Raw genomic sequence first — 21360 nt, 5'->3', positions numbered from 1 at the left:
CCCTTTAGAGGTCGCGGCTTCAATAGCCGGTCATCTCGAGATAACCAACACCGTCATGGCTTCCGGCAAAGCCGATCGGCCCTTCCCAATAGGGAAAGCCGGTCCCCATCCAGGCTTTCGGATTGAGCGGCTTGCACAGGATCGAGAACGATCGCGACGGGATCGCGATGTGCCATTCCACCGGCACCTTGCGTCCTGCGACCTCCACCGTCGCTTTCGGAATCATCTGGATGTCGTCCCCCGCGATCATCTGCGTGTTGCCGGAGGCGTCGATCCAATTGCCGAACGGATGATTCTTGCCGTCCCTCTGCCGCAGCCGGTACAGCATCAGCTTGTCGCCCGACGACAGATGCAGCGACAGCCAGTCCCAGCCGGTCTGATCCGTGTCGAGCGGCTGGCTGCTCCATTCCCTGTCCATCCAGGCCTGGCCCGAGACACTGGCCGCCTTGTCGTCGATGGTGAGCGTGCCGCGGGCGCGGTAGAACGGCTGGCTGTAATAATAGGACGCCTGGCCGCGTTCGGACTTGCGGCTGTAGCCGCCGTCGCCCTGCAACACCACGGGACGGTCGGCCTCGAGCGTCAGCGCGTAGCTGAAATCGGTGCCGGACGCCTTCAGCGTCAGCGGCGCCAGATTGCGATCGTCGGTGGGCTCGAGGCCCTTCATTTGCCAATCGTCGATCCAGGCATCGAACGGCTTTTCCGTGACTCCGGCCTGCCCGACGCCGCCGCGCGAAAATGTTTCGTTGAAGCGATGAGTGTCGGCGCGCGTCACCGCGGCATGGGCCATCCAGACCTGCTGATTGGCCCAGCCTTCGCCTTGCGGGCCCGGCTGCGCCGCCTGGCGGAACAGCGTCCATTGCAGGCCGCAAGCCGCACCGCTGGCATCGACGAGGTTGGCCGTGAGATACCACCATTCGATGCGAAACTCCGGATGCGGCCCGTGATCGGCCGGAAAGGCAAATGGTCGTCCCGGCGTCACCTTCGCAAAGCCGTCCGCGGTCTCGCCGAGCCCGGCATAGCCTTGCGCAGCGGCGCGGCGCGCGAGCGCCAGCGCGGCAATGCCGCCGCCGAAGGCGCGGCGCGAGATACGATCAGCGCTCATTGGCGAACACCTTGACGAGGCTCGCCGGCTGCATCCGCGCCAGCCGCACCACCGGCGGGAGGGCCGCCAGCAGCGAGGCCAGCAGCGCCACCGCGACCAGCCCGATCAATTGCTCCGGAAACACATGGAACGGCAGCCGCCAGCCGAACGCCTTCACGTTCACGATCGCGATCAGGCACCATGCCACCAGAAGGCCGAGCGGCACCGCCAGCAGCGCCGTGAACAGCGCCACCGACAGCGTCTTGGTCAGCTCGATTGCGGCAAGGCGCGGCCGCGTGATGCCGATCGCCCACAACGGCGCGAGCTGCGGCAGGCGGGAATTCGCCAGCGTGAGCAGGCTCGTGAACAGCGCGATCCCGGCGACACCGAGCGTGAAGGCGTTCAGCGCCGAGGTCACCGCAAAGGTACGGTTGAAGATTCGGATCGATTCCGCCTTCACCGTCGCCTGGTCGGCGACGCTGCGGTCGTCGAGCGCGAACTGCTTCTGCAACGCCGCGATCAAGCCCGATATGTTCTCCTTCGCGACGATCAGGCCGATCCGCGTCTGCGGCGTCTGCGGAAATTGCCGGATCAGCGCCGCGACGTTCACGGTCAGCTGTCCCCTGGGATTTCCGTAATCGGCATAGATGCCGACGATGTCGAGCTCCCAAGTCCCGCCAGGCGCCGGCACCGCGACGACGTCGCCGATGCGGACATTCAGGCGGCGGCTGAGCTGCTCGCTGATGAAGGCGGCGTTGCCGGGCACCAGCCGGGTCCAGGCGCGCGGCGCGGTTTCCAGCAGCGGCCAGCGCTCGCGATAGAGCGCGTGATCGGGCAGGCCGAGCAGCTCAACCGGCTGGCCCTGAAGCTGCGCTTCGGCGCGCCCGCCCGACAGGATCGCCTGCACGTCGCTGCGCTCTTTCAGCCAGTTGCGGATCGCGACACCTTGTGCGTTGTCGGAGGCGCTGATGTAGACGTCGGCGGCGAGCCGCCCGTTCAGCCAGCCGAGGAAGGTGCGGCTGAACGTCTCCACCATGGTGGACACCCCGACATTGACGGCGAGCGCCAGCAGCAGCGCCATCAGCGCCAGCGACAGGCCGGAGAGCTGCTGCCGGCTGTCCGCCCAGAACCACAGCGCCAGCGGTCTTCGCGCGGCACGTTGGCCTGCAAGCAGGAGGAGCTCGAGCAACGCCGGCAGGATCAGGGCCGCGCCGAGCATCAGGGCCGCCAGCAAGCCAAAGCCCGCGATCAGCGTTTCGCCGTAGCGAAGCAGCAGCAGCGCGACCGCGAACACGGCGCCGGCCGCGCAGCTTTGCAGAACCAGCCAGCGGCGCTGCCGCTGCTGCCACGCGCGCGGCTGCGCCGTCGCCAGCACCGGCATCGTGATCGCCTTGATCAGGCTGGTGGCCGCCGCGACCAGCGCGCCCGCAATGCTGATGCCGATGCCGGCGAGCCACCATTCGGGGCGCAAGCTGAGCTGCCCCGGGATCTGCGCGCCATAGAGCCCGCGCAGCGACGCCGCGACGTCGGGCAGAAGCACGGCGGCAATGAAATAGCCGCACACGAGCCCGCTCAATCCTGCGACCAGCGCCAACGCGACGAGCTCGACCACCAGCACGGAATTGACGAGCCGCGCCGAGGCGCCGCAGGCGCGCAGCGTCCGCAGCATCGGCAGCCGCTGCTCGAAGGCGAGGCCGACGGCTGAATTGACAATGAAGAGCCCGACGAAGAACGACAGCAGGCCGAACGCCGTGAGGTTGAGATGAAAGCTGTCGGTGAGGCGCTCCAACTCGGTCTCCGCATTCGGCTCGACCAGCTGCAATTGGTCGCCGACGACGCTGACCAGCGGCGCGGGCTTGCTCTTCGGCTTGCCGATCAGCAGCCGCGACAGCTGATCCGGCTTGTTCAACAGGCGCTGCGCCACGCCGATATCGACCACCAGCACGCCGGGCGCGAGCTGCGGCAGCACGCGCAGCGGCGGCAATGTTGCGCCGTTGCTGATCGCAGGTGCCGCGCCTTCCGCTGCCTGTAAGTCGCTCAGCGTCTCGCGGGCCGCCAAGGTCTGACCCGGCGGCGCCACGAAGCTGCTCAAATCGGCGGCACCGAGGCGGGACGCATTGCCGATTTCGGCCGGCAGCGTCACCGGCTCGATTCCGAGCAGCCGCACCGAGCGGCCGTTGATCTGGACCCGGCCTTCCAGTGCCGGCGACACCGCCCAGCCGGCGCGGCGGAGCTTTACGAAAAGATCCTGCGAGAACGTTGCCGCATGCGGTGCCACCAGCATCGGCGTGCGGGTGCCGCCGAATGTCGCTGCGGCACGGTCATAGGCGGTGCGGGCCTGCTGGTTGATGGCCTGCACGCCGCTCCACAGCGCGGTCGCCGCGATCAGCCCGACCAGAAGCGTCGCGAACTGCATCTTGTGGCGACGCCAATGGCTGAGCAGCACCGCGAGGATCCAGAGCGCGCGTCTCATGCGATCCGCCCCGCATGCAGGGTGAGGTGGCGGTCGAGTGTTGCGGCCAGATGCAGGCTGTGCGTCACCATCAGGAAGCCGCAGCCGGTGCGCGCGACGAGGTCGCGCGCCAACGCCAGCACGTCCTCGGCGGTGTCTTCGTCGAGATTGCCGGTCGGCTCGTCCGCCAGCAGCAGCGAGGGCTTTGTCGCCAGGGCCCGGCCGATCGCGACCCGTTGCTGCTGACCTCCGGACAATTGCTCGGGATAGCGCTTCAGAAGTGATCCAAGCCCGAGCCGTTCGGTCAGCTCCTTGGTCCAGGCTGCATCGTGACGGCCGGCGATCCGCGCCTGAAACACCAGATTGTCCGCAACCGACAGGCTCGGGATCAGGTTGAACTGCTGAAAAACCAGGCCGACCCGGTCGCGGCGCAAGCTGGCGCGACCCGCATCGGAGAGCTGGGTCACCTCAACGTCCTCCAGCCGGATCGTGCCGCCGTCGGCGGCATCCAACCCCGCGATCAGGTGCAGCAGCGTGCTCTTGCCGCTGCCGGACTCGCCGGTCAGCGCGACGCGTTCGCCCTTGCCGAGGTCGAGATCGACGCCGCGCAGCACATGGACCGGTTCACCGGCCGAGGAGAAGGTCTTGGAAAGATTTCGGATGCTCAGCACGATGAATGGCGCCGGACGGAATGAGGACTTGTTGCGTAGCACACTTGCTGTGGAAATGCCGGGTTGCGTTGGTCTCGAAGCCGTTGTTAGCTTCCAAGACGGCCAAATCAAAAATGTGCCAAAAACACATGCGGGGAGAACGATGAGCGCTCAGGGAACGCCCGACGCGGCGGGCAGGACGGCAGGGCAATCCAGGGATTCGGCGAAGCCAACGCCGAAGGGCGCCTGGACCATCACCTTTCTCCTCTTTCTCTTCATGGTCGTGAATTTTGCGGACAAGATCGTCGTCGGCCTCGCCGGCGTGCCGATCATGACCGATCTGAAGCTCTCGCCGGAGCAGTTCGGCCTGCTCGGCTCCTCGTTCTTCTTCCTGTTCTCGATCGCCGCCATCGTGGTCGGCTTCATCGTCAACAAGGTGCCGACGCGCTGGGTGCTGCTGACACTCGCGGTGATCTGGGCGCTGGCGCAGTTTCCGATGGTCGGCACCGTTTCCTTCACCACGCTCCTGATCTGCCGCATCGTGCTGGGCGCCGGCGAAGGCCCGGCCTTCTCGGTCGCCGCGCACGCCATCTACAAATGGTTCCCCGACGAGAAGCGCACGCTGCCGACCGCGATCCTGTCGCAGGGCTCGGCCTTCGGCGTCATCCTGGCGGTGCCGGCGCTGAACTGGGTCATCGTCAATCATTCCTGGCACTATGCCTTCGGCGCGCTCGGAATCGTCGGCCTGATCTGGGTTGCGGCCTGGCTCGTGCTCGGCAAGGAAGGGCCGCTGGAGGACACGCAGGTCCTTGCCGAGACCGAGCAGAAAATTCCCTACTTGCAGCTTCTCACCTCGCGCACCTTCATCGGCTGCGTCGCCGCGACCTTCGGTGCCTATTGGGCGCTGTCGCTCGGCTTGACCTGGTTCACGCCGTTCATCGTCAAGGGCCTCGGCTTCTCGCAGAGTCAGGCCGGCTTCGTCTCGATCCTGCCCTGGGTGTTCGGCGCCACCATCGTCATCCTCACCGGCTGGATTTCGCAGGTGATGATGGCGCGCGGCTACAACACCCGCGTCGCACGCGGCGTGCTCGGCTCGGTGCCGCTGGTGATGGGTGGGCTGATCCTGGCGATGATGCCGCATGTTCAGGGTGCGGGCCTGCAGATCGCGCTGCTGGTGGTCGGCTCGGGCCTGTGCGGCGCGATCTATGTCGTCTGCCCGCCGATGCTCGGCGAGTTCACGCCGACCTCGCAGCGCGGCGCCATCCTCGCGATCTACGGTGCGCTGTACACGCTGGCCGGCATCATCGCCCCGGCCGTGATGGGCGCGACGATCCAGCGTGCCGGCAGCACGCTCGACGGCTACATGACCGGCTTCACCATCAACGCCGTGATCATGGTCGGCTCCGGTCTGCTCGGCCTGCTGCTGCTCTGGCCGAACACGGAGAGGGCGAGGTTGACCCGTGGTGCCGCGGCACAGGCGGCCGCGCTAAAGGGCGCGGTGTCGCCGACGTAAGGCTGCGAACCGCCCGCTCCAATCGCAACTGTCGTCCCCGCCTTCGCGGGGACGACAGTTGAATTCGCAGCGCTACCGACCGCTCAATTGGCAGGAGCCTGCCGCTTCCGCTCCGTGAACGGCGACAGCACCACCGTCGCCACCATGAAGATCACGGACGCTCCGAACACCCAGTGCGGCGCGCCTTGGTCCATGATCCAGCCGAACAGCAGCGGCGAGACGATGCCGCCGAGATTGAAGCCGGTGGAGACGATGCCGAAGGCGCGCCCCGCGGCGCCAGCGGGCGCGGCGTTACGCACCAGCATGTCGCGCGACGGGGCGATCACGCCGGAGAGGAAGCCCGCGACCGTCATCGCCGCGGTCAAGGCCCAGCCGGGCAGCGTCACAAGCGCGATCAGCAGCACGATCGCCGCGTTCACGGCAAAGCAGGCCGCCGCGACATAGCCGTGGCGTTCGGTGTGGTCGGCGAGGAAGCCGCCGGCGAGCACGCCGACGGCGCTGGCGCCGAGGAACGCCGTCAGCATGACATTGGCTGCCGAATAGGACGTGCCGTAGCCGCTCATCAGCGCGACGACGCCGAAATTGTTGATGCCGGCGACCGACAGGCTGAGCAGCATGAACAGCGCCGTCAGCGTGATCAGCGCCGGGGTGATGACCGCCTGCTTCGGCGTGTTCTCCGCGCCCGGCTTTGCCTTGCCGGCGCCGGCGTCGGGAATGTTCATGACGAGCAGCAGCAGCGCCACCAGAATGCCGATCGCGCCCGATGCGATCAGCGCGCCGACGCCGCCGGACAGGGCGACGAGCGCCGCCACGATCGCCGGCGCCACCGCGCCGCCGAGAAAGCCGGCAAAGGTGTGGATCGAGAAGGCGCGGCCCATTCGCGCCTCGTCCATGTGCGCGGCCAGGATCGCGTAGTCCGCGGGATGATAGACGCTGTTGGCGAGGCCCAGCAGCACGGCGCAGGCAATCAGCGAGACATAGCTGAGATGCAGGCCGAGCAGGATCAGCGCAAAGCCGCCCAGCGTGAGGCCGATCAGCAGGATCCTGCGGGCGCCAAAATGATCGACGAGATAGCCGGTCGGCGCCTGCGTCAGTCCGGACACCACCGCGAACACGGTGAGCGCGAAGCCGAGCTCGATATAGCCGACGCCGAGCTGCGCTTTGAGAAACGGGAACAGCATCGGCAGGACCAGCAGATGAAAATGGCTGACCCAATGCGCGATCGAGATTCCCGTCAGCGTGCGCAGCGCGCTGTCCGCCTTGCCTTGCTGCGGTGCGGCGAGGATGTCGACCATTGCAGTTCCGATTTGCTCCTTCAGAATGCGGAAACTATCGAAGGGCGGTTATTTGTCCATGAACGCAAGCGCATGGCAGGTAGGGCGGGCGCAGCTGCTGCAATCTTGATGATGCTGTTGGACACACTGCGCTCCCTCCCCCCGCTTGCGGGGGAGGGCTGGGGAGAGGGTGTCTCCGTGCGGGGACTATTGAGACTAACCAAGGGCGTCTCAGCGCGGCGAGAACGCTCACCCGACGCGCGCGGGACGATGCTTTGCATCGCCCGGGGCGCGTCGGCCTCTCCCGCAAGCAAAGCGGGAGAGGCGGAGCAAGCCCAGACAGCCCCCGTGTCATTCATATGCGATAGCCATACCCGCAAGGGGAGGGAACGCACTGTTCGTGGGGAAGCTTCACACCCTCACAACGGCTCGTCATCGAGACCATAACGGTCGCGCTTCGGTGTTGCGATGTCGCCGTCTTCGTAATCGTCGTCGTCGATGTCGCGTGGCAGCGGCTTCTTCGCCTTGCTGTCCGCCGGTTTCTCGTCGGCAGGCTTGGGTGGCGCGCTCGGCTTGGCGGTCTTGCTCATGGCTGGTCCCGGATGGTGATGCTGCATCCGATCCTAGTCCGAATATGTGGGCGGTTGCTGACTTATCTCAAGAAGCCCCGTGGGGCCGTCAGTGCACGAGCGGCCCGCCGGCCTTCTTCCAGGCATCCAGGCCGCCGGCGATGTGCGCCGTATTGGCAAGGCCGGCCTCCTTCGCCGCCGCCACCGCCATCGCCGAGCGTTCGCCGAAGGCGCAGAAGAACACGATGCGGCGGCCGGTGGCGGCTGCGACCTCGCGCAGCATGCCGCCGGGCTTGAGGCTTTCCTCCACCGACTGATACGGCGCGTGCAGTGCGCCTTCGAGCATGCCGTGCTTGGCGCGCTCGTTGCCCTCGCGCAGATCGACCAGCAGGATATCCGGCCGGCCGAGACTGCGGATCGCTTCAGTCGCGCTGAGCGCGCGGCCCTCCTTCTCGAGCGCCTCCTGATGCAGGCCGACATGCATGTTGGCCGGCACCGCCACGTCCATCATCTTCGGATTGGGCAGCTTCAGATTGGCCATCAGCTCGATATATTCGTCGACCGAGCGCACCTGGAGCCTGGGATTGTAGCGCTTCTCCTCGCCGATGGTGGAGACGGTGTCGCCCTTGTAGTCGTGCGCCGGGAACACCATCGTCTCGTCCGGCAGCTTCAGCAGCCGGTTGAAGATCGAATCGTACTGCGCGCGCGAGGAGCCGTTCTGGAAGTCGGTGCGGCCGGTGCCGCGGATCAGGAGCGTGTCGCCGGTGAAGACGCGATCGCCCATCAGGTAGGAATAGGAATCGTCGGTGTGGCCGGGCGTGTACATCACGTCGAGCGACAGACCCTCGATCGTCACCTTGTCGCCGTCGGCGACCCGCATCGCCACCACGTCGGCCTTGGTCTGGTCGCCCATCACGGTCATGCAATGGGTGCGGTCGCGCAGCTCGCCGAGGCCGGTGACGTGGTCGGCATGCAGATGGGTATCGACCGCCTTGACCAGCTTGAGGTCGAGCTCGCGTAGCAATTGGCAGTAGCGGTCGACCTTCTCCAGCACCGGATCCAGGATCAGTGCCTCGCCGCCGGAGCGGCTGGCAAGGAGATAGCTGTAGGTGCCCGAAACGCTGTCGAAGAGCTGGCGGAAGATCATGGCAGGAAGTCCGGCAGTGGAACTAATTTTGGAGATTCTACTACATTACGGGCCGGAAAGAGAAGCAATTCACTGTGTAGGCAGGAGAATTTAGAAGATTCTTATTGTTGAGCGAAGGGGCAGCGCTGTTTCCCATCCACAGCTGTCATCGCCCGCGCAGGCGGGCGATCAAGTATTCCAGAGACAGCGAGGGGGACGGAGAAGCCGCGGCGTACTGGATTCCCCGCTTTCGCGGGGAATGACACCGAGAGTGGGCAACAGAGTGCCACAACTCGGGACGGCCCCCCTTACGGCCGCACCAGCGTGTACCCGTTCTCCGCCAGAAACAGGATCTGCCCGACGCCGACCTGCACCGGCGTTGCCGCGGGGATGAATTCCGGCCGCTTGCCGGTCTCGCGTTCGATCGTGTCCACCGTGTTGAGGCAGATGTCGAAGCGCACGCCCTGAGCGATCAGGCTCTCGACCTGCTTGCGGCGCTCGCTGCCTGACAGCAGGAGGTCGATGCCGGGGCCGAACGCCACCACTTCGAGCGCGATCTTGTCGGGGGCGTAGGCCTTCAGCAGATTGTTGGCGACGCTGAGCACCAGTGCTTGCTTCTTGGCATCGCCATCGGAGAGCTGCAGCACGATTCTGTGCTCGGCGAATGGCTTGTCCTGGAGCGGCACCTGTTGCGCCGACGTCGGCGGGACGGCGAAGGCGAGCAGCGCCAGCATCAGCGCGGATAGGATCTGTGCACGCCTCATCCCTGCCCCGCGATGCCTGGATTGTCGTCGACGCCCTTGAGCGTGACCCCGGAGCCGAGCCGCTCCTGAAACATCCGGCCCGAGCGCAGATATTTGCCGACGACCTCCCACACCGGCGCGCCTTGCTGTTCGTTGACCGAAGCCCAGCCTGCAACCTTGTAGCGATGGCCGGCGCTGACCGCCTTGCCATTATGGATCCTCAAATCCGAGATGCGGCTGCCGATCGCGGCAGTCGGTGTGCAGGTGTAGCTGAGCCCGCCAGCGCGCACCATGTCGCCGCCCTGCTGGTAGTACGGATCGGCGTTGAAGAGGTTGTCGCAGATGTCCTCCAGCACGTCCTTGATCTGGGCGCCCGTCATCTCCTGCACATAGGTCTCGGGATAGGTGATCGCGGTCTCCGCGAGCAGATCCTCCATGGTCAACGCCTGGCCGGAGAGCGCGGTGACGCCCCAGCGGAAGCCCGGCGACAGCGCGATCTCGGTGTCGAGCTCGGTGCGGAGCGCGGTGCAGATCAGCTCGTCGACCGGTCCGGAGAAATTGCCGCGGCGATAGAGCAGGCGGTCGGGTGTCGCGATCTTCTCCGACCAATCGGTCACATGCGGCGCGCGCAGCCGGCCGATCAGCTCGGCCATGGCCGGATCGGGCTTCAGCAGCTCGGAATAGACCGGCAGCAGATGATAATGAACGTCGCTGACCTTGCCCTTGTCGATCGCGAGATCGAGCACGCCGAGGAATTTTCCGTTGGAGCCGGCATTGGTGACGAGCGTGATGCCGCCGGCGTTCTTCACCGCAATCGGCTGCGGCACGGCATCATGGGTGTGGCCGCCGAGGATGACGTCGATGCCGGTGACGCGGATTGCCAGCTTGAGGTCGACATCCATGCCGTTGTGCGACAGCAGGATCACGGCATCGACCTTGTCGGTGCCGCGCAAGGCATCGACATGCTTCTGCAATTCCTCCTCGCGGATGCCGAAGCTCCAGTCCGGCGTGAACCGCTTCGGATGCGCGATCGGCACGTAAGGGAAGGCCTGGCCGACGATCGCGACCCGATGGCCGCCGATCTCCTTGATCATCGACGGCCTGAACACGCGTCCCGTGGCCTTGTCGAAGGCGAGGGCGTCGTTGAATGCGGCTTCCTCGGTCAGGAAGACGTTCTGCGCCAGGAACTCGCCCTTGAAGCGCTCGAGATTGTCGCGCAGCGCCTGCTCGCCATAGGTGAATTCCCAATGTCCGGTCATCGCTTCGATGCCGAGCAGGTTGGCGACCTCGACCATGTCGCGGCCCTGCGTGACATTGGCGAGCCCGGTACCTTGCCAGAGATCGCCGCCGTCGACGAGCAGCGAGCGTTGCTCGCCGACCTCGCCGCGCAAGCGATCGACCAGCGTCTTCAGATGGGCAAAGCCGCCGAGCTTGCCGAAGCGGCCTGCCGACTTCTCGAATTCGACGCAGGTGAAGGCATAGGCATCGGCGCTGCCGGAGCGGATGCCGAACCGCTCCAGGAAGGCGCGGCCGACCAGATGCGGCGGCCGTCCGGCCATCTCGCCGATGCCGATATTGACGCTGGGCTCGCGGAAATAAACCGGGTTCAGCTGTGCATGCGTGTCGGTGATGTGCAGGATGCGCGCATTGCCGAACCGCTCGAGATCGTAGATGCTCCCGGTCTCGGCGCCTCGTGCGAGCCGCGGCAGACCGAGCGATGCGGCGGCAAGGCCTGCAGACTTCAGGAAATCGCGGCGGCGGATCGCCATCCAAAAATTCTCCGCGCCCTCAATGGTCGCAAGACTGGTCCAGTTGAGGCCAGTCTAGCGGATTTCCATCGCCTTCCAGGCTTCTTTTTCGGACGTCGCCTGGAAGATCGACGCCTTTGCCAGCGCCTCGGCCTCCCTGGCTGCGGCGATGGCGCGGTCGAAGTCGCCGCCATCGGCCGCTTTCCTGGCCGCGGCCAGCATCGAGACGGTCACGGTCCACTGGTTGCGCAAGCCGGCGGCCTCCTTCGATGCGGCTTCGGCGGCGCTGTACGCCGCCTTGTAGTCCGCTTCGCTCGCCGCGCGCGCCGTGGCGGCGAGGCCGAGCGCGAGCAGCATGGCGAGAGCAAGTGTCCGCTTCATGGCCGCGCTCCCGGGCCCGATATCGGCAGGCCGTTGGCGACGTAGGACAGGAAATATTCGACGTCGCGGTATTCGTCCGCCTGCGGCTCCAGCGGAACCGCGCGGGTCTGGCTGTTGCAGGTGACGAAGCGGCGGCTGGTCGTGCCCATGCCGCTCCATTCGGAGCGGTAGATCGGCATCGCGTTCACGATGCCGAGCGCCGGCGCCAGGATCTCGGCGCGGATGCGCTCGCCCGGGCTCTGCACATGACAGCTTGCGCAGGAAAAGTTCATCTGGCCGCGGCGGGTGTAGAAATAGCGCTTGCCGTTCTCGAAGGCTGCGAGCGCGCGCGGATCGTCGGGGATCTTGATGTCCATCGGCTTACCGCGCGAGGTGTAGGCCATGTAGGCGGTCAGCGAGGCCATCTCGTCCTTGACGTAGGAATAGGGCGCCTCCCCATTGGCCTCGCGGCAGCGGTTGAGCGCGAGCTCCAGCGTGATGACCTTGCCTTCCTTCGTGTCGAAATAAGGATAGTTCTGGCGGACGCCGATACCGCCGTTCGGGAAGCAGTCGGCATAGGTCTTGCCGTTCTTGAACGGCGTCGCAAACATCTCCTTGCCGGCCTCGAGCGCGAACTCGTAGGGCGGGAATTCCTCCTTCTCCTGCCACTGCCGCTTCAAATCGGCGTTCATGGAGTACGGGCCGTTGACGAAGTCCTCGTGCTTCACGTCGGGAAACTTCTGGAAGAAGAAGTTCCGGAACGCCTTGGCGTCGGCCACGGGATCGACCTTGTCGGCTGCGACGACGCGCGGAGCGGCGAGGGCGAACGCAACGAGCGCGGCGCTGAGCGAGCCAAGCAACAGGGCAGACCGGGTCTTCATCACGCGATCTTCGCGGTGGTCGTATCCGAGCCACCCTTGTTGTCGGTCCAGGAGATCTTGAGCTCGTCGCCCTTCTTGGCGCCCTTGAAGCTGAACTTCACATAGGGATCCTTGGAGACCGCGGTGCCCCAATCGGCGACGAAGACGTCCTTGCCGTTCCATTCGAATTTCAGCTGCTGGATGTAGTGCGCGGGGATCAGCTCGCCCTTGGGATCCTTCACCAGGCCGGTATCCATGGGATGCTGGATCAGCGCCTGCACCTCGGTGATGTCGCCGTTGGATGTTGCGCGCACGCGAATGCTTGATGCCATCGGACCGATCCTCCTAGCCGCCGCAGCCGCCGACGGTGACCTTCACTTCCTTGGTCGCGCTGTAGAGCTTGCCGTCGGCCTCGACGATGGCGACCAGTTTGGTGGTCTTGGCCATCTTCAGCCGGTTGGCGACGGCCGGAAGCGTGCCCTCGGCGATCTTGTAGGACGCCGCGAGCGCGTAGGGGTTCTCGGCCACCAGGAACGAGATCGAGCTCACCTTGTCGAGCGTCGTCGTCACCGACACCGGCACGACGCCGCCGTTCTCGGCGATCTCGGGCGCATCCAGCTTGACCTTGTCGGAGGGCTCGGCGGTCTTGCCGTAAAGCGCCTTGATCGCGTCGGCCTCGTGCTTCTGCTTGAAGGCCTCTTCCGGATATTTGTCGTTGGCCGCGGCGCGCGCGGGGGCAAACGGTAGATTGCCAAGGCCGAGCAGTGCGACGGAGGCCGCGCCCTGAAGGATCAGGCGTCGTGTCGCAAGGGGGCCGGTAGTCATGGTCATCTCTGGTCTCCTGGCAGCCGGCCGTTACAGGGTCTGCAGGAAATCAACGATCGCGCTGATCTCCTGCTCGGTCAAAATCCGGTTGCGGCCGAACGGCGGCATCATGGTCTGCGGATTGCGCTTGGTCTCGTCGAAGATGATCGCGGTCAGCTCGTTGCGGTCGGGATACTTGGCCCTGAGGTCCTTCAGCTCCGGACCGATCGTTCCCGGCAGGTCGCCGCCTTTGATGACGTGGCAGGTCAGGCAATTGCCCTTGCCGCGGTCGAACGCGAGCTTTTGGCCGTCGGCCACACTGGATTGCGCCCGTGCCGCAGCCGTGCCGGCGCAGAGGACCAGCGCCACCAGGATGGCAGGCTTGCAAGGAAAAGCGGTCAAGGCATCGTCCCGAGCGTTATGTCGATGATCTCATTTGCGGAAATATATAGCGCGTTCCAAAGCACAAAGGGCATCGCCTGACAATCAAGACTATGCACGCGGCAAAATGGAGTTAATATCCTCCGCATTGCAACTCATGAGATAGTTCGTTCATCCAATAGGGCGGCACTAGCAAATTATTCTAGGGCGTTTGGCCCTCGGGCCTTTCCTTTTCTGTTCGCATATTTTGGGGATCTCGCTTGGCTGAATATGTCGTCGAGTTTGGCAGGGATGGTGGACGGGTCGAGCCGGATGGGCGGCTCGACGCGCCGGCGTTCCATCGCAATCACGTGCCGATCTGGGCCGCGCTGGAACAGCAACTCGCTGGCCTGACCGGCAACGTGGTCGAGCTCGGCAGCGGAACAGGGCAGCACGTGGTCCATTTCGCCCGCCACACGCCCGGCCTGGTCTGGTGGCCGAGCGACCTCAATCAGCGCCATCTCAGGAGCATCGAGGCTTGGCGCGTCTATGCCGGCCTGCCAAACGTCCGCTCACCGCTGCGGATCGATCTCACCGATCCCGACTGGTGTCCCGAGATGAAGAGCGGGCAGGCGCCGACGAGCCTTGCCGCCGTGTTCTGCGCCAATGTCATCCACATCGCGCCCTGGGCCGTGGCCGAGGGCCTGTTCGCCGGCGCCGGCCGCTATCTGCGCGCCGACGGCAAGCTGTTCCTCTACGGCCCCTTCAAGCGCGACGGCAAGCACACCGCGCTCAGCAATGCGGTGTTCGACACCTCCTTGCGCGAAGGCAATCCCGAATGGGGCGTGCGCGACATCGGCGATGTCGAGACGCTCGCGATGGCCGTGGGCCTTCGTCTCGTCGATTCCATCGACATGCCCGCGAACAATCTCACGCTGGTGTTTGCGCGGTAGCTACGCAGCCAGTGCGCTCCCTCCCCGGTTTGCGGGCCGCGACGAGCTTCGCTCGCGCTGAGAGGGTTGGGGAGAGGGTGTCTCCGCAATGGGACATTCCCCAAGAGGATAAAGCCCTCACCCGCCGCGCTCTGCGAGCGCGTCGGCCTCTCCCGCACGCACGCGGGAGAGGCAAGGGCCGCCCGTGAGCTATCACCTTTCACAGGACATCTCACGCCTCCCCATCCCCCCACCCGATCTTCTCCTTCAGGAACCGGAAGCCGAGCACCTCGAATCCCGCGCGCTCCTTGTTGTCCTTACCGTAGCCGTGGCCGCCGGCGGCCGGCTCGTAGAACCAGGCTTCATAGCCCATCGCCTGCAGCTTCGCCGCCATCTTGCGGGCATGGCCGGGATGGACGCGGTCGTCGCGTCGCGTGGTGGCGATCAGGATCGGCGGATAGGGCTGGCCGGCCCTCACATTATGGTAGGCCGAATAGGTCTTCAGCCAGTCCCATTCCTCGGGCTTGTCGGGATCGCCATATTCCGCCATCCAGCTCGCGCCCGCGAGCAGCTTGGTGTAGCGGCGCATGTCGACCAGCGGGATGGTGCAGAACAGCGCACCGAAGCGCTCGGGATAGCGCACCAGCATGTTGGTGATGAGGATGCCGCCGTTCGAGCCGCCCTGCGCGGCGATGCGCTTCGGCTGCGTCACGCCGCGGCGCACGAGATCGGCCGCGACCGCCGCGAAATCGTCGTGCGACAGCTTCTTGCCCGCGAGCCGCCCGGCATCGTGCCAGCGCGTGCCGAACTCGCCGCCGCCGCGCAAGTTTGCCTGCACCGTCGTGCCGCCGCGCTCCAGCCACAGCTTGCCGAGCGAGGAATTGTAGTACGGCTTCACGGCCAGCCCGAAGCCGCCATAGGCGCTCATATAGACCGGTGCATCGCCGGTCTCCTTGGCGGGGCCGGTCTGCACATAGGGAATGCGCTCGCCGTCGATCGAGACCGCCTCGTGCTGCGTCACCACGAGCCCGTCGGCGGTGAAGGTCTTCGGCGCCTGCTTGAGCACGATCGGGCTGGCGACGCCGCGTTCGAGCAACAGCAGCGACGGCGGCGTGAGCGGATCCTGCACGTTGGCGAGCAGATCGCCGTTGCTCTCGGAGGGGTGACGATCGAGCGGCCAGACGTCGACGACGCCGATCTCAGGCAGGCCGGCAAGCGTTTCGCGGCTCCAGCCGGTCGCGGACGGCGTGTGGATCTCGAAGCGCGGACGCAACTCGTCGAGGATCGACAGCACGAGCCTGCCCGCCGCCCAGAACAGGCCCTGCAGCGCGCGCCGCGGCGCCGGCTCGAACAGCACCGCAAAATCGCGGCTGCCGGCGAGGAACGCCGAGAGCGAGATGCCGAGCACGGTGTCGGTGGCGTAGGTCCGGCCCCCGGCCGTCCAGTCCTTGCGCAGCTTCATCGCGAACCAGTCGCCATGGGCCTGCAGCCAGATGCCGGTCGGCAGATCGAGCTTCGTCATGCTGCCGGCTGCGTCGCGCAGCCAGATCGCGTGATTGAAGAAATCGATCTGGTCGACGATCCAGGCCCGCGGCTCAGGGCCGGTGTCGTCGACCATGCCATGAATCGTCATGTGATCGGCAACGGTCTCGATGATCACCTCAGCTTGATCGACGGGCTGGCCGCGCCGCCACAACCGGACCGTTCGAGCATAGCCCGAGCTCGTCGCCATGCCCTCGCCATGCGCGCTCGACAGCAGCAGCGTATCGGCATCGAGCCAGTCGAGACCGCCCTTCGCCTCCGGCAGCGTGAAGCCGTCCGCCACGAAGCTCTTCGTCGCCATGTCGAATTCCCGCAGCGTCACGGCGTCGCTGCCGCCGCGCGACAGGCTCAGCACCGCGCGCGAGCTTCCCGGCATGGTGGCGATCCCGCTCAGCAGCCAGTCCTCGCCTTCGCTCGCGGCGAGCTTGTCGATATCCAGCATGGTCTCCCACGCAGGGGTGGTTTTGCGAAACTCCGCAAGCGTGGTCCGCCGCCACAGGCCGCGCGGATTGGCGGCATCCTTCCAGAGATTGTGCAGATCGGAGCCGCGCCGGGTGACATAGGGAATGTTGTCGGGCCGGTCGTAGATCGCAGCCAGGACGTCGCGGTCGTGCTCGTAGGCCTTGCCGCCGAACGCCTGCAGCGTGAGCTGGTTCTGCCGCTCAACGAAATCGAGCGCCTGCTTGCCTTCGATCTCCTCCAGCCACAGGAAGGGATCGTCGTCGGGAGCTTGAAGCGTGGGCCTGTCGTCGACGGACATGAAGGAAACTCCCGGGAAAATCGCGGCGGATCAGATTTGATCGAGCGCAAGCCGTCAAGGGCGCGAGCCGCTATCATTGCGCCGATTGCGTCAGAGGCATGGCCTGCGCCCGTTTGCGCCGGTTGCCCGCCCTCCTGCGTCCCTCCATAGTGCCGGGAATCAACAGAGCCCTGAGAGCCCCTTGAAAGCCCGTTGGGGGCGGAAAAGCCGATGCTTGACGTGACTGCAGCCCACGAGATCGCCGACGACGCCCGCGCGCGCGCCAATGTGGTGCGCCTCGCCGCAGCCCAGGCGCTGACCGGTGCCAACTCGGCCGTGATCTTCGCCACCGGCTCGATCGTCGGCGCCACCCTCGCACCCGACATGTCGCTCGCGACCGTGCCGCTGTCGATGTACGTGCTCGGGCTCGCCGCCGGCACGCTGCCGACCGGCGCGATCTCGCGCCGTTTCGGCCGCCGCGTCGCCTTCGTCATCGGCACAGGCCTCGGCGCGCTGACCGGCCTGCTCGGCTCGTTCGCGATTCTGCACGGCTCGTTCGCGCTGTTCTGCGTCGCGACCTTCCTCGGCGGCCTCTACGGCTCCGTCGCACAATCCTATCGCTTCGCCGCGGCCGACGGCGCCAGCGCGGCCTACCGGCCCAAGGCGCTGTCCTGGGTGATGGCGGGCGGCGTGTTCGCCGGCGTGCTCGGTCCACAGCTCGTGCAATGGACCATGGACGTCTGGCAGCCCTATCTGTTCGCCTTCAGCTTCCTGGTGCAGGCGGCCGTGGCGCTGATCGCGATGGGCATCGTCGCCGGCGTCGACATTCCGAAGCCCGGGCCGGCCGACCTGCACGGCGGCCGGCCCCTTCTCACGATCGTGACGCAGCCGCGCTTCATCGCGGCGGCGCTGTGCGGCGTGATCTCCTATCCCATGATGAACCTGGTGATGACCTCGGCGCCGCTCGCCATGCAGATGTGCGGCCTGTCCGTGTCCGATTCCAATTTCGGCATTCAATGGCACATCGTCGCCATGTACGGGCCGAGCTTCTTCACGGGCGCGCTGATCGCCCGCTTCGGCGCCCCGAAGATCGTGGCCGTCGGCCTGCTGCTGGAAGCGGGCGCTGCCGGTATCGGCCTTTCGGGCCTCACGGCCATGCATTTCTGGGCCACGCTCGTCGTGCTCGGCGTGGGCTGGAACTTCTCCTTCATCGGCGCCTCGGCACTGGTGCTGGAGACGCACCGCCCGCAGGAGCGCAACAAGGTGCAGGCCTTCAACGACTTCCTGGTGTTCGGCATGATGGCGCTCGGCTCGTTCGCCTCGGGGCAACTGCTCGCCAATTACGGCTGGTCTGCGGTGAACCTCGTGGTGTTTCCGCCGGTCGTGCTCGGCCTCATCGTGCTCTCGCTGGTCTCCTGGGCCCGTCGTCGCAAGGCGCGGCTGGACGCGGCGATGGGCGAGTTTCCGGACGCGGTCTAGGTTGGCAGGAGGCTGTCAGCAGCGTTGATGCTTCGATCGCGGTCGAAGTGATTTTCTGAAGAAGGCAATTTAGATGTCGTCATGGCCGGGCTTGTCCCGGCCATCCACGTCTAGCCACGTCGGAAGAAGAACGTGGATGCCCGGAACAAGTCCGGGCATGACGGAGCGAAACGAACGGCAGATGAAATGCTCGACAATTCTCGACATCCCACGCTTGACGAATCCTCGCTCCGTTACGAAGGCTGGCGCATCGTCGCGGTTTGCTTCCTGCTCGCGACCTTCGGCTGGGGCCTCGGCTTCTACGGCCAGAGCGTCTATGTCGCTGAGCTGCAGCGCGCGCGGGGCTGGCCGACCACGCTGATCTCCTCCGGCACGACGTTCTTCTATCTGTTCGGCGCGCTGCTCGTCGTGTTCGTCGGCGAAGCCGTGCGGACATACGGTCCGCGCCTCAGCCTGGTCGCCGGCACGCTGGCGATGGCGGCAGCCAGCGTCGCGATCGGCGCGGTGCGCGAGCCCTGGCAGCTCTATCTCGCCAATGCCGTGCTCGCCTTCGGCTGGGCCGGCACCAGCCTCGCCATGATCACCAACACGATCAGCCTGTGGTTCGACCACAAGCGCGGCATGGCGATCAGCCTCGCGCTCAACGGCGCCAGCTTCGGCGGCATTGCCGGGGTGCCGCTGCTGGTCATGTTGATCGGCCATGTCGGTTTCGCCAGCGCGATGTACATCGCCGCCGGGGCCATGCTGGTGCTGCTGCTGCCGGTGATCCTGGTTCTCGTCGGCCGGCCGCCCGATCACCACCGCCGGCACGCGGCGGCGAATTCCAGGCCGCAATCATCGACGCAGATCCGCGCCTGGGCGCTGCGTGACGTCGGCTTCCTGACGGTGACCGTCGCCTTCGCCCTGGTGCTGTTCGCGCAGGTCGGCTTCATCGTGCACCTGATCTCGTTCCTCGATCCCGTGATCGGCCGCGAGCGCGCCGCCGTCGCGGTCGCGGTATTGACCGCGATGGCGGTGGTCGGCCGCGTGCTTTTCTCGCTGGTGATCGACCGCCTCAACCAGCGCCTGGCGTCCGCGCTGTCGTTCCTCAGCCAGGCCGCGGCGCTCCTCGTCGTCATCAACCTGCACGACGACTATGTGCTGATCGCGGCCTGCGCCTTGTTCGGCTTCTCCGTCGGCAACCTCATCACGCTGCCGTCGCTGATCGTGCAGCGGGAGTTCGACAGTGCCGCGTTCGGCGTGCTGATCAGCCTCAACACCGCGATCAACCAGGTCACCTACGCGTTCGGCCCGGGCGTCGTCGGGGCCCTGCGCGACTGGTCCGGCGGTTATTCGCTGCCGTTCTATCTCTGCGTCGCGCTGGAGGTTGTTGCCGCGGCGCTGATCATGGTGCGGGGCAAGCCAAAAGCGAAGATTGCGTAGAGCCTGTGAGCCATTTGGGCATTTGACATCAAAGTGGGGTGAGCGCCGGTCCCGTTGATGTCAGGACATCGGTATCGGATGTCGGGTATGGCTGTGCTGCCTATGCTTTTGCGAGCCGGTGTCCTTGCAGGATGTTGTTGGTGAGGGCGTACCAGAGCACGACGGCTCGGACCTTCTCGATGCCGCGGACGGTCAATTGCCTGAGGTCCCAGTTTCGCCATCGGGCATGGATGCATTCGCAGATCGTGCGGGCCTGGTACTGGGCCTTGCCGGCTTCGCTGGCCATGCGGGCACGCCAGGCCGCTACTCCGGGGCCATCACTGCTCCGAGGTAGAAAGGGATGTCAAGGTTTTGGGCGGGGGTTCCTGCCCTGCGCTTTGCCCCACGCGAGGTGTCATCGCCCGCGCAGGCGGGCGATCCAGTACTCCGAGGCGGCGCGGCCGGAGTCGAGGGGCCGCGGCGTACTGGATGCCCCGCTTTCGCGGGGCATGACAGTGGAATACGGGGAGAGAGGGTTACCGTCCCATCACCAAAACGGCAATGTTTGTCGCGCGTTACCATCATATAAAGGGCGTATTCGCGATCGAAGAGTCCGGTGGAGTTCCCGGTTCGATAGGCCCGGACACATTGCTTGCAGCGGTTTCTGGCTTAAGTAACAGCATATCGCGGCCCGATTGGATTGTTTCGTGCTGATATCGCCCTTTTCTGCGCTCCCATCGCGCTCCCTGCGGCCGCGCCTGGCCGGCTGGCTGGCGGCGTTTTGCGGCCTGGGGATGGTATGGGGCGCGGTGCCGGCGGCGGCGCAGGGCAAGCTCGAGGCGCAATATGAGGCCTCGCTGGCAGGCATTCCGGTCGGCAAGGGCGGCTGGAACATCGATATCCAGGACGACGTGTATTCGGCCGCCGCGGCCGGCGGCACCACGGGCCTGCTGAAGTCGTTCACCGGCGGCTCCGGCACCGGCGCAGCGCAGGGCCGCATCGTCAATGGCGCCTTGGTTGCGACCGGCTACCAGGCCTCCACCACCACGCAAAAGAAGACCGAAGAGATCCGCATCACGCTCGACAAGGGCAACGTGAAGGATTTTTCCATCCTCCCCGAGCCGCCGGTCGATCCTGACCGCATCGTCGTCACCGACGCCCATCGCCGCGGCGTCTGGGACCCGATGACGGCCTCGCTGCTGCGCGTGCCCGGCAATGGCGACCCCGTCTCGCCCGAGGCCTGCCACAGCTCAGCCCCGGTGTTCGACGGCCGCATGCGCTACGACCTCAAGCTCGATTTCAAGCGCATGGAGACCGTGAAGGCGGAAAAGGGCTATCGCGGCCCGGTCGTGGTCTGCTCGCTCTATTTCGTGCCGGTCGCCGGCTACATCCCCGACCGCCCCGTGATCAAGTACCTCGCCACCCAGCGCAACATCGAGATCGCCTTCGCGCCGGTCGCGGGCACCCGCATCCTGGTCCCGTTCTGGCTGAAAGTGCCGACGCCGCTCGGCCCGGCCATGCTGGAAGCCACCAGCTTCGTCACCACCGCCCAACCGCCGCGCGTGGCGAAGACGCAGTAGGGCCTAACCACCGCCGTCATTCCGGGCCGCGCCGCAGGCGCGGGCCCGGAATCCATCGGGCGACCGTCTCTGCGGCCCGATGGATTCCGGGCTCGTCGCTGCGCGCCGGCCCGGAATGACAGGGACGGAGCAGGTCTAAAAAGCAAG

19 protein-coding genes and 1 pseudogene are annotated in these 21360 nt (G+C 66.0%); 5 read left to right on the top strand and 15 right to left on the bottom strand.

What is annotated here, in order from left to right; genetic code table 11:
• Nucleotides 1-19: 19 nt before the first annotated feature.
• The 3 genes from DCM80_RS11790 to DCM80_RS11780 are packed head-to-tail and all read right to left on the bottom strand — an operon-like array spanning nucleotide 20 to nucleotide 4204.
• Nucleotides 20-1102, bottom strand: a complete 1083-nt coding sequence (locus DCM80_RS11790) for a lipocalin-like domain-containing protein (protein ID WP_257197108.1) — start codon at nucleotides 1100-1102, stop codon at nucleotides 20-22.
• Nucleotides 1092-3554: an FtsX-like permease family protein gene (locus DCM80_RS11785; RefSeq protein ID WP_257197107.1), complete on the bottom strand. Its 2463-nt coding sequence runs from the start codon at nucleotides 3552-3554 to the stop codon at nucleotides 1092-1094. Before DCM80_RS11785 ends, DCM80_RS11790 begins: the two co-directional genes overlap by 11 nt.
• Nucleotides 3551-4204 carry an ABC transporter ATP-binding protein gene (locus tag DCM80_RS11780; RefSeq protein ID WP_257197106.1) on the bottom strand — a complete coding sequence of 218 codons (654 nt, stop codon included), beginning with the start codon at nucleotides 4202-4204 and terminating at the stop codon, nucleotides 3551-3553. The genes DCM80_RS11785 and DCM80_RS11780 overlap by 4 nt, the downstream gene beginning before the upstream one ends.
• A gap of 142 nt (nucleotides 4205-4346) precedes the next feature.
• Here DCM80_RS11780 and DCM80_RS11775 point away from each other — a divergent pair, with 142 nt between their 5' ends.
• Nucleotides 4347-5696 (top strand): MFS transporter, encoded by a 1350-nt coding sequence (locus DCM80_RS11775; RefSeq protein WP_257197105.1) that lies wholly within the window; start codon nucleotides 4347-4349, stop codon nucleotides 5694-5696.
• A gap of 83 nt (nucleotides 5697-5779) precedes the next feature.
• Here DCM80_RS11775 and DCM80_RS11770 read toward each other — a convergent pair whose 3' ends face one another.
• The 10 genes from DCM80_RS11770 to soxX form a co-directional block, all read right to left on the bottom strand.
• Nucleotides 5780-6991 (bottom strand): MFS transporter, encoded by a 1212-nt coding sequence (locus tag DCM80_RS11770; protein ID WP_257197104.1) that lies wholly within the window; start codon nucleotides 6989-6991, stop codon nucleotides 5780-5782.
• A 398-nt stretch (nucleotides 6992-7389) separates the two neighbouring features.
• Nucleotides 7390-7560, bottom strand: coding sequence for a hypothetical protein (locus DCM80_RS11765; protein WP_257197103.1), 171 nt, complete (start codon nucleotides 7558-7560; stop codon nucleotides 7390-7392).
• An 88-nt stretch (nucleotides 7561-7648) separates the two neighbouring features.
• Nucleotides 7649-8686, bottom strand: coding sequence for an MBL fold metallo-hydrolase (locus tag DCM80_RS11760; protein WP_257197102.1), 1038 nt, complete (start codon nucleotides 8684-8686; stop codon nucleotides 7649-7651).
• Nucleotides 8687-8973: 287 nt separating this feature from the next.
• Nucleotides 8974-9429: a hypothetical protein gene (locus DCM80_RS11755; RefSeq protein ID WP_257197101.1), complete on the bottom strand. Its 456-nt coding sequence runs from the start codon at nucleotides 9427-9429 to the stop codon at nucleotides 8974-8976.
• Nucleotides 9426-11177, bottom strand: a complete 1752-nt coding sequence (soxB, locus tag DCM80_RS11750) for a thiosulfohydrolase SoxB (protein WP_257197100.1) — start codon at nucleotides 11175-11177, stop codon at nucleotides 9426-9428. The genes DCM80_RS11755 and soxB overlap by 4 nt, the downstream gene beginning before the upstream one ends.
• 54 nt (nucleotides 11178-11231) lie before the next feature.
• Nucleotides 11232-11537 (bottom strand): hypothetical protein, encoded by a 306-nt coding sequence (locus DCM80_RS11745; protein WP_257197098.1) that lies wholly within the window; start codon nucleotides 11535-11537, stop codon nucleotides 11232-11234.
• The gene (gene soxA / locus DCM80_RS11740) at nucleotides 11534-12397 is read right to left on the bottom strand and encodes a sulfur oxidation c-type cytochrome SoxA (RefSeq protein WP_257197097.1); all 864 of its coding nucleotides are present in this window, start codon (nucleotides 12395-12397) and stop codon (nucleotides 11534-11536) included. The genes DCM80_RS11745 and soxA overlap by 4 nt, the downstream gene beginning before the upstream one ends.
• Entirely contained in the window at nucleotides 12397-12708 is a 312-nt protein-coding gene (gene soxZ, locus DCM80_RS11735) for a thiosulfate oxidation carrier complex protein SoxZ (RefSeq protein WP_126257185.1), read from the bottom strand. The genes soxA and soxZ overlap by 1 nt, the downstream gene beginning before the upstream one ends.
• Before the next feature lie 13 nt (nucleotides 12709-12721).
• Complete coding sequence (gene soxY, locus DCM80_RS11730; RefSeq protein WP_257197096.1) at nucleotides 12722-13207, bottom strand: thiosulfate oxidation carrier protein SoxY; 486 nt, start codon at nucleotides 13205-13207, stop codon at nucleotides 12722-12724.
• 24 nt (nucleotides 13208-13231) lie between these two features.
• A complete protein-coding gene (soxX, locus tag DCM80_RS11725; protein ID WP_257197095.1) occupies nucleotides 13232-13582 on the bottom strand; it encodes a sulfur oxidation c-type cytochrome SoxX in 351 nt (116 codons plus the stop codon).
• 239 nt (nucleotides 13583-13821) lie between these two features.
• Between soxX and DCM80_RS11720 the strand changes: the two genes are divergently transcribed.
• The gene (locus tag DCM80_RS11720) at nucleotides 13822-14493 is read left to right on the top strand and encodes a class I SAM-dependent methyltransferase (protein ID WP_257197094.1); all 672 of its coding nucleotides are present in this window, start codon (nucleotides 13822-13824) and stop codon (nucleotides 14491-14493) included.
• A gap of 211 nt (nucleotides 14494-14704) precedes the next feature.
• On the opposite strand, the gene DCM80_RS11715 is transcribed toward DCM80_RS11720, so the two are convergent.
• The gene (locus DCM80_RS11715) at nucleotides 14705-16774 is read right to left on the bottom strand and encodes a prolyl oligopeptidase family protein (protein WP_257197093.1); all 2070 of its coding nucleotides are present in this window, start codon (nucleotides 16772-16774) and stop codon (nucleotides 14705-14707) included.
• 210 nt (nucleotides 16775-16984) lie between these two features.
• On the opposite strand from DCM80_RS11715, the gene DCM80_RS11710 reads away from it, so the two are divergent.
• On the top strand, nucleotides 16985-18232 hold the full coding sequence (locus DCM80_RS11710; RefSeq protein ID WP_257197092.1) for an MFS transporter: 1248 nt from the start codon (nucleotides 16985-16987) through the stop codon (nucleotides 18230-18232).
• 186 nt (nucleotides 18233-18418) lie between these two features.
• Nucleotides 18419-19654, top strand: a complete 1236-nt coding sequence (locus tag DCM80_RS11705; RefSeq protein ID WP_257197091.1) for an MFS transporter — start codon at nucleotides 18419-18421, stop codon at nucleotides 19652-19654.
• A gap of 100 nt (nucleotides 19655-19754) precedes the next feature.
• Here DCM80_RS11705 and DCM80_RS11700 read toward each other — a convergent pair.
• Nucleotides 19755-19994 (bottom strand): annotated as a pseudogene (locus DCM80_RS11700) (transposase); the annotation flags it as partial.
• Between the two features lie 433 nt (nucleotides 19995-20427).
• On the opposite strand from DCM80_RS11700, the gene DCM80_RS11695 reads away from it, so the two are divergent.
• Nucleotides 20428-21213 carry a DUF3108 domain-containing protein gene (locus tag DCM80_RS11695; RefSeq protein ID WP_257197931.1) on the top strand — a complete coding sequence of 262 codons (786 nt, stop codon included), beginning with the start codon at nucleotides 20428-20430 and terminating at the stop codon, nucleotides 21211-21213.
• Nucleotides 21214-21360 lie beyond the last annotated feature (147 nt).

Origin of the sequence: Bradyrhizobium sp. WBOS08, assembly GCF_024585125.1 — a bacterium.
GTDB classification, from domain to species: domain Bacteria; phylum Pseudomonadota; class Alphaproteobacteria; order Rhizobiales; family Xanthobacteraceae; genus Bradyrhizobium; species Bradyrhizobium japonicum_B.
Note: the sequence above shows the minus strand (reverse complement) of the source record. Positions and strands in the feature narration are given on the sequence as shown.

Coding starts and splice junctions, on each gene's coding strand:
- soxA (WP_257197097.1), bottom strand. CDS start 12,397: ATGAAGACCCGGTCTGCCCTGTTGCTTGGCTCGCTCAGCGCCGCGCTC.
- soxB (WP_257197100.1), bottom strand. CDS start 11,177: ATGGCGATCCGCCGCCGCGATTTCCTGAAGTCTGCAGGCCTTGCCGCC.
- DCM80_RS11710 (WP_257197092.1), top strand. CDS start 16,985: ATGCTTGACGTGACTGCAGCCCACGAGATCGCCGACGACGCCCGCGCG.
- DCM80_RS11790 (WP_257197108.1), bottom strand. CDS start 1,102: ATGAGCGCTGATCGTATCTCGCGCCGCGCCTTCGGCGGCGGCATTGCC.
- DCM80_RS11765 (WP_257197103.1), bottom strand. CDS start 7,560: ATGAGCAAGACCGCCAAGCCGAGCGCGCCACCCAAGCCTGCCGACGAG.
- DCM80_RS11705 (WP_257197091.1), top strand. CDS start 18,419: ATGCTCGACAATTCTCGACATCCCACGCTTGACGAATCCTCGCTCCGT.
- DCM80_RS11715 (WP_257197093.1), bottom strand. CDS start 16,774: ATGTCCGTCGACGACAGGCCCACGCTTCAAGCTCCCGACGACGATCCC.
- DCM80_RS11785 (WP_257197107.1), bottom strand. CDS start 3,554: ATGAGACGCGCGCTCTGGATCCTCGCGGTGCTGCTCAGCCATTGGCGT.
- DCM80_RS11760 (WP_257197102.1), bottom strand. CDS start 8,686: ATGATCTTCCGCCAGCTCTTCGACAGCGTTTCGGGCACCTACAGCTAT.
- DCM80_RS11775 (WP_257197105.1), top strand. CDS start 4,347: ATGAGCGCTCAGGGAACGCCCGACGCGGCGGGCAGGACGGCAGGGCAA.
- DCM80_RS11755 (WP_257197101.1), bottom strand. CDS start 9,429: ATGAGGCGTGCACAGATCCTATCCGCGCTGATGCTGGCGCTGCTCGCC.
- soxY (WP_257197096.1), bottom strand. CDS start 13,207: ATGACCATGACTACCGGCCCCCTTGCGACACGACGCCTGATCCTTCAG.
- soxZ (WP_126257185.1), bottom strand. CDS start 12,708: ATGGCATCAAGCATTCGCGTGCGCGCAACATCCAACGGCGACATCACC.
- DCM80_RS11745 (WP_257197098.1), bottom strand. CDS start 11,537: ATGAAGCGGACACTTGCTCTCGCCATGCTGCTCGCGCTCGGCCTCGCC.
- DCM80_RS11770 (WP_257197104.1), bottom strand. CDS start 6,991: ATGGTCGACATCCTCGCCGCACCGCAGCAAGGCAAGGCGGACAGCGCG.
- DCM80_RS11695 (WP_257197931.1), top strand. CDS start 20,428: ATGGTATGGGGCGCGGTGCCGGCGGCGGCGCAGGGCAAGCTCGAGGCG.